The organism is Oceanobacillus sojae (assembly GCF_900162665.1).
Lineage (GTDB): Bacteria > Bacillota > Bacilli > Bacillales > Amphibacillaceae > Oceanobacillus > Oceanobacillus sojae_A.
The window spans coordinates 310,739-323,115 of sequence record NZ_LT727810.1 but is presented as its reverse complement, the minus strand read 5'-3'; the positions used below and the strand labels follow the sequence as shown (position 1 = coordinate 323,115).

Here is a 12,377-nt window from a genome sequence, read left to right as displayed (position 1 = left end):
CTTTCCTCCCTGTCTTCCCCTGTATGGATTTTGTATCTACTTAGAAAATGTGTGCATAACCTCCGTAATCAATGCTGCACCCAGCCGCACTGTACGGTCATTTTCATCCACAGCGGGATTCACTTCAGATATATCGAAGCTGATGGTATTATCTTTTGAAGCAATATAATTCAATAGCTTCCGGACATCGGATACGGCCAGTCCAAATGCTGCAGGCGCGCTGACACCCGGAGCCTCACTTGCTGAAATTGAATCTGTACATAATGTAAAAATAAGCGCATCATGATCCTCGCTAAATTGATCAATTGCCTGAAAGATACGATGGATGTTTTCCTTCACCTCATTTTCCAGGAAGTAACTGCATCCCAGCTCATCAGCTGTTTGGAATAATGCTTTTGTATTGGAGAACGGTTGAATTCCAATACACAAATAATCTGCATTTTCATCTATTTCAAGAATCTGCCTGAACATGGTTCCAGAGGAGGGCAGTTCATCTTTCCGCATATCAAAATGTGCATCTATATTAATAATCCCCAGACGTGCTTCCTTTTTTAGAAAGGACCTTGCCCCTAAATAATGACCGAAAAAGGTTTCATGACCGCCGCCAATAATAATTGGAATCGTCTTTTTAGCAAGCAGCTTTTCCACATGTACACCGAGCTCCATCTGTGCTTTCTCCATATTTTTGCCTTCACAGGATACATTACCGGTATCTGTCAGGGAATAGTTTCCCAAAACGGAGCTGGGTATATTGGATAAAAAGGTGCGGATTTTATTAGGAGCTTCTTTTGCACCAAGTCTGCCCTTGTTCCGCCGGACACCTTCTTCACATTCAAACCCGACAAGTGCAATCCTCTTCTCTGCATTATCCAATGTTTGGATTGTTTCTAAGCTTACTGTTTGATGGAAACGAAAACTATCCCGATCCGTACTGCTGTCTTCTCTTCCTTTCCAGTATTCACTAGCAGGTGCTTGATACATATGATTCCCTCCACTATAATTAGTTAATTTCTCTCCATTATAAATTTTGTGTAGTATAATCACTAATATATATAATTTATTATTTTATAGTTTAAAACTATAATTAAAGGAGAATAGCCTGTGGACCTGACTCAATTACATTACTTTATCAAGGTGGTTGAAGAGAAAAGCTTTACAAGAGCTGCAGAACATCTGCATATTTCGCAGCCTTCTTTAAGTATATCTATAAAAAAATTAGAGAATCATTTAGGCATTTCACTTGTTCATCGAAAAAAACCGCGTATACAGCTCACCAGAGAAGGGGAAATCCTCTATTATCAGGCAAAAAAAATAATTAACCAGATGAATGATATGGAAGAAGAGATGAAGCGGCTGCGGTTAGAAGGTCCATTAGAGCTTTCGATCAGCATGATTGAAACAGCCAAAAATTGGTTCAGCGAGGTTATCAAAAAAATCAAAGCAGATTCACACGACATCCACATTCAAATTTCGGAATTGCTTAGCCTGTCTGAGCTTCAAAATGCTTTATTAAATTATGAAATCCACTATGCAATAACCAATTACTATATTGATACCAAAGAGCTTGAATCCATATTTTTATATGAAGAAAATCTTGTTGCACTGATTCCAGCCGGCCACCCGCTTCACTCCAAAGCATTTATTACCATGGAAGATTTAAGGCACCCGCCTTTTATATTATGTAAGGAAGGATACCAGACAAGGAATGATATATTAAAAGCTTTTCAATACGCAAGCATCAGCCCTAATATTCAATTTGAAATTGAAAGATTTGAAACAGCCTATCATCTTGTAGAAAGCGGTCTTGGAATTACCATTGTCCCGGAAAACTATGTAAATAAATCGCACCATTCAGCAGTGCATATCAAAAAAATGAAGGATCAGGTGTTAAAAAGAAATGTTTATCTTGTTAAGGACCGCAGCAGGTACCTTTCACCAATCATTCATAAATCCATTGAAACTATCTGTACATTTCATAAATCATAATTTCATGTTGCTGTAGTATGGTATGTGACAGCAATATGAACAGATAATTGCCTCATCCCTTCCAGCGGGTTAGATAAAATGGAAATTCATTCTTCTCTTCGTTAAAATAAATACTATAATATGCAGTCAATAGCTGGAGGTAAATTCCATTGAATAATTATGAAATGCAGCAGGAAGCCGAACAATTTTTAAAAATATACTATACAGAGACCGGAGCTCCTGCAGAAAAGTTAGAAGAGAGAATAAAAGAAGTAATTTCAGATATAGAAGCATTCGGTACATATACACAAACCTACGAGGAAATTGTTTATGGAGCAAAGCTGGCATGGCGGAATTCAAACCGCTGTATCGGCAGACTGTTCTGGGAGCGTATTGAAGTAGCCGACGCCAGACAGGCAGCCAACGAAGAAGAAGTATTCGAATTTCTCTTCAGCCATTTAAAAAATGCCTTTAATCAGGGGAGAATTAAGCCATATATCACGATCTTCCCTGCTGTCTCAGCAAAAGAAGAAACCGTAAAAATCTGGAACCACCAATTGCTGCGCTATGCAGGCTATAAGTCGGATGAAGGTATTATTGGCGATTCTGATTCACTGGTATTCACACAGATTTGTGAAAAACTGGGCTGGCAGGGACAGGGAACAAATTTTGATATTCTGCCTCTAGTTATTCAAATTGGCGACCAGCCACCTGTCTGGAGAAGTATTCCGGAATCATTGATTCCAGAAATTCCGATGGAGCATCCAGAATATAAGGCAGTGGCTGACTTGCATTTAAAATGGTATGCTATCCCCGTTATTGCAGATATGCGTCTGGAAATTGGCGGGCTGCATTATGTATCAGCCCCCTTTAACGGCTGGTATATGGGAACCGAAATCGGTGCAAGAAACTTTGCAGATGAGCACCGCTATAATCTGCTCCCCAAAATGGCAGAGATTATGGGCTTAGATACAAAGCATGCCAGTAATTTATGGCAGGATCGTGCGTTAATTGAGCTGAATGAAATGATACTGCACTCCTTTAAAAAACAAGGTGTATCCATTGTAGATCACCATACGGCCGCAGCTCAATTCCGCATTTTCGAAAAGCAGGAAGCAAAGGCAGACCGTGAAGTAACCGGAAAATGGACATGGCTTATCCCGCCAGTTTCCCCGGCAACCACCCATGTCTGGCATCAGCCTTATAGCAATGAACTGAAAAAGCCGAATTTCTTTTATCAGGATAAGGCTTATCAGGAAGTGAGGGGCTGTCCGTTTCATAGATAATATCAAAAATGCTGCTCCACTGATAATAAGTGAAACAGCATTTTTTGCTATTAGTCTCTTAAAATACGCATTAAATCATAGTTTCTATATTTTTTATTACGTTTTACATCTTTTTCAGTATATAGTAATTCTTTATCTACCAGTCGATTAAATGCATTGCGCGCTGTATTAGCAGATACTTTTGTTTGAGAGGAAGCTTTTTTCACTGTCGCAAATGGATCTCGGAATGTATATAACCACATTGTTTTTTCAGAATTTGTTTCACATTTTTTCAATCCATACTCAGCAAGCTTTTCTGCCTGATGCAGCTTATGATTTAATTGATCTGCCATTCTCTCACTCGCCTGCATGAAAAAAAGAATCCAGTCTCCCCATTCAGGATTTATCCCTCTGGTCACATTCAGCATATCATAGTAACGGGCCTTTTCTTTTTCCAGTTCTTCACTCACAAAAAATGTAGGCATACTTATAAGTTTTGATTGAATAAGATTTAAAACAATAAGAATTCTTCCTAAACGGCCATTCCCATCTAAAAAAGGATGAATCGACTCAAATTGTGCATGAATAATTGCGGTCTTAATCAAAGCATCTGCATTCTCATCAAAACAATACAAATCCGATGATAAATGTTCTTGAGATAAAACCTCACCGTATGGATGCCCATTCATAAATAATTCTAGATTATTCATAAAAGATTCAATCTCCCCAGCAGAAACCGGAATATAGCTTGCTTCTTCTATTTTTTTGGATGGACCAATAAAATTTTGTATTTTACGGTAATCTCCTGCTGCTTGTTTAGCGCCTCTCGCATCTTTCATTAAGATCTCGTGTAAATCTTTAATCATACGTGTGCTTATTAGGCAGCCATTATTTATTTGATGATATCCTTCCATTAAGGCATTATGATAGTTCTGTACCTCAATAATTTCTTTTCTGGGATTCGTGTCATGCTGCTCCTCTACCATATCACTGAAGGTCACTTGTGTACCTTCAATTCGTGTAGATTCAACTGATTCATTCAAAGATAATAATTGGATGAGTGGAGAACTAACAATAGATGAATGGAATCTTTCTTCTAATACACCTACTTTTCTTGAAATAGAGGGCAATTTTTCTAATATCTTTAATGCGTGTTTTGTAGAAACACCAATTGGCAGTTTACTTACACCTTTTCTTATCATATAAAACACTCTTCTCCGATATTTTTTAAATTCAGGTCCCTTACCTCAAAAATTTAAACAAAGAGGTTATCCCTGTTTATCAAACAGCTCCATGTCCAGTTCTATTTATTTTTCAAATAAAATATCAATTTTGCAAAAGCTGCAATATCATCTGCGGCTGCTGATTCCCCTGCGCCAGCATAGCCATCGCAACCTGTGCCAAAAGACTATGCTTCGTATATAGCATCATTTCCTTTGCAATATCCGCATCACGAATCCGCGATTCCGCCTGTGTTAAATTCATAACGGTATTGGAAAGGTTATTAATCGTATGCTCCAGGCGGTTTTGAATTGCACCCAGGCTGGAACGCTGGGAGGATGCCCGCTTAATCGCTTCATCTAATATACCAATAGCCTCGTCCGCTCCTTCCTGGGTAGAAATATCAATTTCATCAACACCTAGAGCTGCTGCCCGCACATCACCAATGGAAATCTCAACATACTGCCCGGCATTGGCACCAACTTGAATACGCTTATTTTTAAAAGAGCCGTCCACTAAGGATTGGGTGTTAAATTCCGTATCCCTGCCAATTCTAGTAAGTTCCTCACGTAGCTGATTAATTTCATCCTGCAGGATCTCCCTGTCAGAGTCTGAATATGTTCCATTCGCAGCCTTTACACTCAGCTCGCGCATCCGCTGCAATATTGCATGCGTTTCATTTACCGCACCTTCCGCAGTTTGCAGGAGCGAGATTCCATCCTGCGTATTACGTATCGCCATATTCAAACCGCGAATTTGCGCACGCATCTTTTCTGAGATTGCTAAACCGGCCGGATCATCTGCAGCGCTGTTAATACGCTGACCGCTCGCAATGCGGAGCATGGATTTCTGGGCCATCGCAAAATGATTATTCATATTATGATAGATTGTGAAAGCCATTACATTATTGTTGATACGCATCGATTATTACCCTCCAATCATACTATTTTTAATATACTTGTTTATAGGTATATCGGCTGATTTGGCAGGAATGTGAAGAGATTGGGAGAGCTTTTATTACTTGATGGCAGCTTTGAGGAGGAGTGCTTTACGGATTTTAAAAACCTAAAGAGACAACCACCTCTGATAGAATGAGGGATGTTGTCTCCTTGTTATCCTGTTTTAAGAAATATAAGATCCTTTTTCAATAAAATTGCTGGTGTTAATCAATGGATTTAAAGCTTGATTCACCTTCTCTATGTCTTCAGCAAAAACCCTGTCTTCCGTAATGCCTGCAACAACCTTACGCATTTTATTCCATTTTTCTTTTAATTTCGGTGCTGCATTTTCCACACCCCGGTATTCTATTGCCTGCAGGGCACATATGCATTCGATCGCTAATACACGCCTCGCATTTTGTATGATCATTCCCGCATGTCTTGCTGCGATTGTTCCCATACTTACATGGTCCTCCTGATTTGCAGAAGAAGGAATCGAATCCACACTTGCCGGATGTGCCAATGTTTTGTTTTCCGAGACGAGCGATGCTGCTGCATATTGCATAATCATGGCTCCGGATTGCAAACCGGGTTCCGGACTTAAAAATGGCGGTAAATCATTTAACTGCGGATTCACCAGCCGTTCAATACGGCGTTCTGATATATTAGCTAATTCTGCTACAGCAATTTTCATAAAATCCATCGCAAATGCAATGGGCTGACCATGAAAGTTTCCGCCTGAAATAACCAGCTTTCCCTCTTCAAAAATAAGCGGATTATCAGTAGCAGCATTCATCTCTATTTCCAGTTTTTCTTTCACATAATCCAGCGTCTGCCACGATGCCCCATGCACCTGTGGAATACAGCGTAAGGAATACGCATCCTGTACACGTTTTTCACCTTGCTTTGTAACAAGTCTGCTTCCATCCAGCCATTCACGCATTCTTTCAGCAACCGCCATCTGCTGTGGATAGCCTCTTGCTTCATGTACTGCCGGATGAAAGGTATCAATGATTCCTTCCAGCCCTTCTATGGTCATACCGGCGATCCACTCACTGTCCAGGGCAAGCTGCTCAGCCTCTATATAGTTTACAATACCCATTGCAACCATCGCCTGTGTGCCATTGATGAGGGCAAGACCTTCCTTCGCCTGCAGAACAATCGGCTGGATACCTTTTTTAGTCAAAACCGGTGCTGCATGTACTGGTTTCCCAGAATCATCGAATACTTTTCCTTCCCCAATTAAAACAAGTGCCAGATGAGCCAGCGGAGCCAAATCGCCGGACGCTCCCAGTGATCCCTGTTGCGGAATGACCGGATGTACATTTTTATTAATAAGCTCAGCCAGCAGTTCAATTAGAACAACACGCACTCCTGAAAATCCTTTCAATAAAGCATTTAAGCGAAGCACAATCATTGCACGTGAGACAATTTCCGGAAATGGCTCACCAATACCGCAAGCATGCGAGCGTATTAAATTTAACTGCAGCTTTTCTACGTTTTCCTGATCAATAATAACATCACTGAATTTACCAAAGCCGGTATTAATTCCATATACCGTTTCTTTATCTGCTACAATATTTTCTACCGCATATCTGCTTTCACGAACCTTTTGCATGCTTTTTTCTGAAATTGATACTTTTTCTTTACCAACCAAAATTCTTTTCAACTGATTAATTGTTAAAGAATGACCGGTTAACTCTATCATTGCTGCTTCCCCCTTTTTCAAACCTGCTTTATCAAATTACGCTGTAAACATAAAAAGGAGGTGATAACGGCATACTTAAGTAAGCCATCATCACCTCCTAACAACTCGTTACTATAGGTCATGATTTCGTATTTGATTAATAAAATGGTTAAATATGATTAAAGCCAAGACCGAGCGCTTCATGCTCCAGCCCTTTTATTGGTGCACCGATTGTTCCGTAAAAAGCGACAGCTATCCACTCGCCTTCTTTTTCTTCTTCATACGGTCTGCCGCGTACAACAGCAAAGCGAAGGCCTACTGTCCGCATGGTCTCTCCAATCGCCAGCTGTCCTCTTGTTACTCCTTCAAGCGCCTCGACAATCGTGTGGTATAAAGCATGCGTTTCTCTATAAATACCCTCTTCAATTAACCCGCTTCGTTTAACTGCTGTTTCAACTGCAGAAATAACCTTCTGCATGTTCATCGAGCCGACCTTCCCAAGGCATGTATCTACTTCGTCAAACATAGGTTCAAAGGAGCTGTATTCATCCTCATCTAACATAGCAAGCAGCGTTGCGATTTTTCCAATTCTAATTTTCTGCGGCATGTAAGCGTTCTCCTTTGTCTTCAAAAAAATAACACTATTTACTATTAGCTATCTATAATTATAGTCCGATTAATATTAATAGTCCATTATTCATTATTGGAAGAATTATAGTTATCATCTGAAGCAGTTATTTTTCCCATCCTAAAGTAATAAATATGCAATTGGTGTTACAATAATGATTGTTAATATAGTACGCTCAATCCAAATTACAATCAGCTTTGGAATACTGATGGGTATTTCTGTAGATAAAATACACGGAATTAAAGCTGAAAAGAAAAGAATCGCTGATACAGACAAGGTTGCTGTAATAAATTTCGTTATCAATGGGGCATCTGTAACAAGCAATGCCGGTAAAAACATTTCGGCTATTTCCGTAGCAGCAGCTTTAGCAGCTAATAATGGCTCCGGAATCTGCATAATCCATGTGAATGGATAAAAGATATAACCCAGTATATCAAATACAGAAGTATACTCTGCCAGAACCAGCCCTAACAGGCCGACAGACATAATAGATGGCAGGATTGCCATTGTCATGATTAATCCGTCCTTGAAATTCATCCAAATATTTTTTGAAATTACCGGTGCGTCCTCAGCTACTTTCATCGCCTGTGACCAAGCAACTTTTATTCGATCCTTTTTAATAATTTCTTCAGGATGACCTTCCCCATTATAATATTTCTCACTAATTTTATTTAGAGGCCAAATTCTTACTGTGATAGCTGTTACCAGAAAAGTAACAAACAATGTAACCCAAAAATACGTATTCCAGATTCCCATTAAATCAAGTGTATTCGCTATCACAATCATAAATGTTACAGATACGGTTGAAAAACCTGTTGCAATAATCGTTGCTTCTTTTACTGTATACTTCCCTTCTTTAAAAACCCGGTTTGTAATTAACAAACCTATAGAATAACTTCCGACAAAAGAAGCCACTGCATCAACTGCAGATCTGCCAGGTACTTTCCAAATAGGACGCATAACAGGTTGAAGCAGAACTCCAACAAACTCTAATAGCCCATAACCTACAAGTAAAGCAAGAAAAACTGCTCCAATCGGTACAAGCACTCCAACCGGGATAACCAATTTTTCAAAAAGATAGGGTCCTATATTGGGATCAAGCAGCCAGCCTGGTCCAAATTGAAAGGCTACCATGGTTGTAGCCACTGCACCTGTGACCTTAAATAAAGATAAAATAATATTCACTGTATCTTTATTCCAAGTCCGGCTTACAAATGGATATATCGCTCCAAAGATAATTATAATCAAAGCATAATAAGGAACAGCAGTGGAAAAAACAGTTTGAATATAAGTTACAATATGATCAAGCGGAATGGATGACACTCCATTTATTGTAACCGGGATAAAAAACGTGAAAATTCCAATTAAACTAAACACGAAAAATTTCAGCAAATTATTTGTATTGTGGGATTGTTCGTGTTTAGGTTCTTTAACAGTCAGGCTTTTTTGAACATGATTCAATATATTCACCCTTTTCATTTAAATTTCGATACTGCTGTTAAATATGATAATCCCGTTATTTCCATCTTTTATCTTTCCTTTTAAGTTCAGCGGCGTTGTAAAGACTGTATTTTGCACTGTGATTTACGTGGCAGCCAACTTTTCAAACCAACCGTCCTCCCGCCACAACCTGTTTTCCTGCTTTTATAACCGTATCTACATGATTCATCCCATACTGATATGATAAGGTTAAATAATTGGGAACATCAAAAATAGTTATATCTGCTTTCTTCCCCGTTTCCAGGCTCCCTGCCTCATCTGCACAGCCAATGGCATGTGCTGCATTAATCGTCGTTGCCGTTAATACTTCCTCAGGTGTCATTTCCATCTTCAGACAACCTAAATTCATCATAAACGGAAGAGAAATGGTTGGCGAAGAACCCGGATTTTGATCCGTTGATAAGGCTACTGCAACCCCTGCATCGATTATCTTCCTGGCAGGAGCAAACTCCGCCATCAGGAAGAAGGCTGTTCCGGGTAATAAAACACCGACAACTCCCTGCTCAGCCATTGCTTTTATTCCTTCGTTGGATGCTTTCAGAAGATGATCGGCAGAAATTGCCCCGACCTCTGCAGCTAATTCCGCACCGGCATATGGTTCAATTTCATCCGCATGAATTTTAGGAATAAGTCCGTGTTTTTTTCCAGCCTCCAGTATTCGCTTTGACTGCTTAGGTGTAAATACACCCCGCTCGCAAAATACATCATTGAATACAGCTAATTTCCGTTCTGCTACTTCAGGAATCATTTCTTCAATTACCCGGGTAACAAACTTTTCCGGATTCTTTTTCTCATCCATCGGTACAGCATGCGCTCCCATAAAAGTAGAAATAATATCAATTGAATGATCCTTTTGCAGCTGCTTTGCCACTCCCAGCTGTTTCAATTCATGCTCCAGTGTTAATCCATACCCGCTTTTTGCTTCAACAGTGGTTACACCATGTAATAAAAATTTATCCAAACGCCTTTTCGATTCTGCATATAATTCTTCATGGCTGGCCTTTTGTGTAGCAAGGGTGGTGGCATGAATTCCTCCGCCTGCCTCCATGATTTCCATATATGTTTTTCCTTTTAAACGCATTGCATATTCATTTTCACGTGTACCGGCATGAACAAGATGTGTATGTGGATCAATCAGACCCGGTGTTACAATTTTACCGCTCGCATCAATGTGTTCCGCGTTTCCTAATTGTTCTTTGTATTTTTCACGGAGCTCTTCATCCGGACCTGTTTCAACAATCCTTCCATCTTCCACCCAGATACTGCCATGCTCAATGACTGAGACCTCGGACATTTCCCCTTTTTTAGCAGGCTTATCAGAGTGCCCTGCCATGGTAATTACTTGATTTGCATTTGAAATAAATATCTTTTGTACCAAAGTTACTTCCCCTCCCGCCAGCATGTTTTTAGCAGTTTATAAAATATAGCTGTAATCGCACATCTCTGAAAAAATATTTGTTTCCAAAAGGCAGCAATTTATATTATTCGTTTTTTAACATAGGAATGTTTACATCCTTTTTACGTGCCGTTTCCTGAGCCAGCTCATAGCCTGCATCTACATGACGGGCAATTCCCATACCAGGGTCCGTAGTCAATACACGCTCCAGGCGTTTTTCAGCATCCTTTGTTCCGTCTGCAACAATGACCATCCCGGCATGAAGAGAATATCCCATCCCTACACCGCCGCCATGATGAACACTGACCCAGCTTGCCCCGCCAACACTATTAATCAGAGCATTTAAAATCGGCCAGTCAGCAACAGCATCACTGCCATCTTTCATTGATTCTGTTTCTCTATTGGGTGAAGCAACCGAGCCGGAATCAAGATGATCACGGCCAATAACAATTGGAGCGCTTAACTCTCCACTGGCAACCATATCATTGATGATTTTTCCAAATTTTGCACGTTCCCCGTAGCCAAGCCAGCAGATACGGGAAGGTAACCCCTGGAAGCTCACCTTTTCCCGGGCCATCCGAATCCAATTACATAAATGTTTATTATCACTAAATTCACGTAAAATCACTTCATCTGTTTTATAGATATCTTCTGGATCTCCAGACAATGCTACCCAGCGGAAAGGTCCCTTCCCTTCGCAGAATTGCGGACGAATATAGGCAGGCACAAAGCCAGGGAAATCAAAAGCATTTTCTACACCCTCGTCTTTTGCCACCTGACGAATATTATTTCCGTAATCAAAGGTGACAGCTCCCTGCTTCTGCATTTCCAGCATCGCTTCTACATGCTTGGCAATACTTGCTTTTGCAAGAGTTGTATATTCTTTCTCATCCTTTTTCCGCAAATCAGCGGCTTTTTCCAGACTGAACCCTTCTGGAATATAACCATTTAACGGATCATGTGCAGATGTCTGATCCGTTAACGCATCCGGAATAAATCCTTTCTCAATCATTTCCGGTAAAACCTCTGCAGCATTGCCTAACAGCCCGATAGATAATGCTTTCTTTTGGCCGCGGGCCTCCTCAGCCAGACGAATCGCTTCATCCACATTATCTGTATATATATCTAAATATTTCGTTTCGATTCGGCGGTTAATTCGATGCTGGTCTACCTCCACTGCAATGCAGACCCCGCCATTCAGGGTTACAGCTAATGGCTGAGCCCCGCCCATACCGCCAAGCCCTGCTGTTAATGTAACCGTTCCGGCCAGGCTGCCTTTGAAGTGCTGCTTTGCACATTCTGCAAATGTTTCATAGGTTCCCTGGAGAATTCCCTGACTGCCGATATAAATCCAGCTTCCAGCAGTCATTTGCCCATACATCATTAATCCTTTCCGGTCCAGTTCATGAAAATGATCCCAATTCGCCCAGGCAGGTACAAGGTTTGAATTGGCAATTAATACTTTGGGTGCATCCTTATGAGATGGAAAAACAGCTACTGGTTTTCCAGACTGAATTAATAGCGTCTCATCCTCTTCTAATTCTTTTAAGGATTTAACAATGGCATCATAGCAATCCCAGTTTCTCGCTGCTTTTCCAATCCCGCCATACACCACTAAATCATCCGGATTTTCCGCTACATCCGGATGGAGATTATTATTTAACATGCGTAACGCCGCTTCCTGAATCCAGCCTTTTGTATTTAATTCCGTGCCTCTGTATTGTTTTACTTCTCTTGACTTCGTTTCTGACATGGCTTATTCACTCTCCCATCAATA

Annotated in this window: 10 protein-coding genes; 2 read left to right on the top strand and 8 right to left on the bottom strand. The window is 40.4% G+C overall.

From position 1 onward, the window contains the following. Window positions 1-36: 36 nt before the first annotated feature. Complete coding sequence (hutG, locus tag BN1068_RS05285) at window positions 37-981, bottom strand: formimidoylglutamase (protein ID WP_077601786.1); 945 nt, start codon at window positions 979-981, stop codon at window positions 37-39. Window positions 982-1,101: 120 nt separating this feature from the next. Between hutG and BN1068_RS05280 the strand changes: the two genes are divergently transcribed. Then, window positions 1,102-1,986 carry a LysR family transcriptional regulator gene (locus BN1068_RS05280; protein WP_077601785.1) on the top strand — a complete coding sequence of 295 codons (885 nt, stop codon included), beginning with the start codon at window positions 1,102-1,104 and terminating at the stop codon, window positions 1,984-1,986. Window positions 1,987-2,150: 164 nt separating this feature from the next. Further along, window positions 2,151-3,251 (top strand): nitric oxide synthase oxygenase, encoded by a 1,101-nt coding sequence (locus BN1068_RS05275; RefSeq protein WP_077602195.1) that lies wholly within the window; start codon window positions 2,151-2,153, stop codon window positions 3,249-3,251. A gap of 50 nt (window positions 3,252-3,301) precedes the next feature. Here the strand turns inward: BN1068_RS05275 and BN1068_RS05270 are convergent, their stop codons facing one another. The 7 genes from BN1068_RS05270 to hutU form a co-directional block, all read right to left on the bottom strand. Then, window positions 3,302-4,432: a Fic family protein gene (locus BN1068_RS05270; RefSeq protein ID WP_077601784.1), complete on the bottom strand. Its 1,131-nt coding sequence runs from the start codon at window positions 4,430-4,432 to the stop codon at window positions 3,302-3,304. Between the two features lie 124 nt (window positions 4,433-4,556). Beyond that, window positions 4,557-5,372 (bottom strand): flagellin N-terminal helical domain-containing protein, encoded by an 816-nt coding sequence (locus tag BN1068_RS05265; RefSeq protein ID WP_077601783.1) that lies wholly within the window; start codon window positions 5,370-5,372, stop codon window positions 4,557-4,559. A 201-nt stretch (window positions 5,373-5,573) separates the two neighbouring features. Then, on the bottom strand, window positions 5,574-7,097 hold the full coding sequence (hutH, locus tag BN1068_RS05260) for a histidine ammonia-lyase (RefSeq protein ID WP_077601782.1): 1,524 nt from the start codon (window positions 7,095-7,097) through the stop codon (window positions 5,574-5,576). A 148-nt stretch (window positions 7,098-7,245) separates the two neighbouring features. Beyond that, entirely contained in the window at window positions 7,246-7,683 is a 438-nt protein-coding gene (gene hutP / locus BN1068_RS05255) for a histidine utilization transcription antiterminator HutP (RefSeq protein ID WP_077601781.1), read from the bottom strand. Between the two features lie 141 nt (window positions 7,684-7,824). Continuing rightward, window positions 7,825-9,165 (bottom strand): YjiH family protein, encoded by a 1,341-nt coding sequence (locus tag BN1068_RS05250; protein WP_254846712.1) that lies wholly within the window; start codon window positions 9,163-9,165, stop codon window positions 7,825-7,827. A gap of 142 nt (window positions 9,166-9,307) precedes the next feature. Next, on the bottom strand, window positions 9,308-10,606 hold the full coding sequence (gene hutI, locus BN1068_RS05245; RefSeq protein ID WP_175637083.1) for an imidazolonepropionase: 1,299 nt from the start codon (window positions 10,604-10,606) through the stop codon (window positions 9,308-9,310). Between the two features lie 79 nt (window positions 10,607-10,685). Further along, on the bottom strand, window positions 10,686-12,353 hold the full coding sequence (gene hutU, locus BN1068_RS05240) for a urocanate hydratase (protein ID WP_077601778.1): 1,668 nt from the start codon (window positions 12,351-12,353) through the stop codon (window positions 10,686-10,688). Window positions 12,354-12,377: the final 24 nt, after the last annotated feature.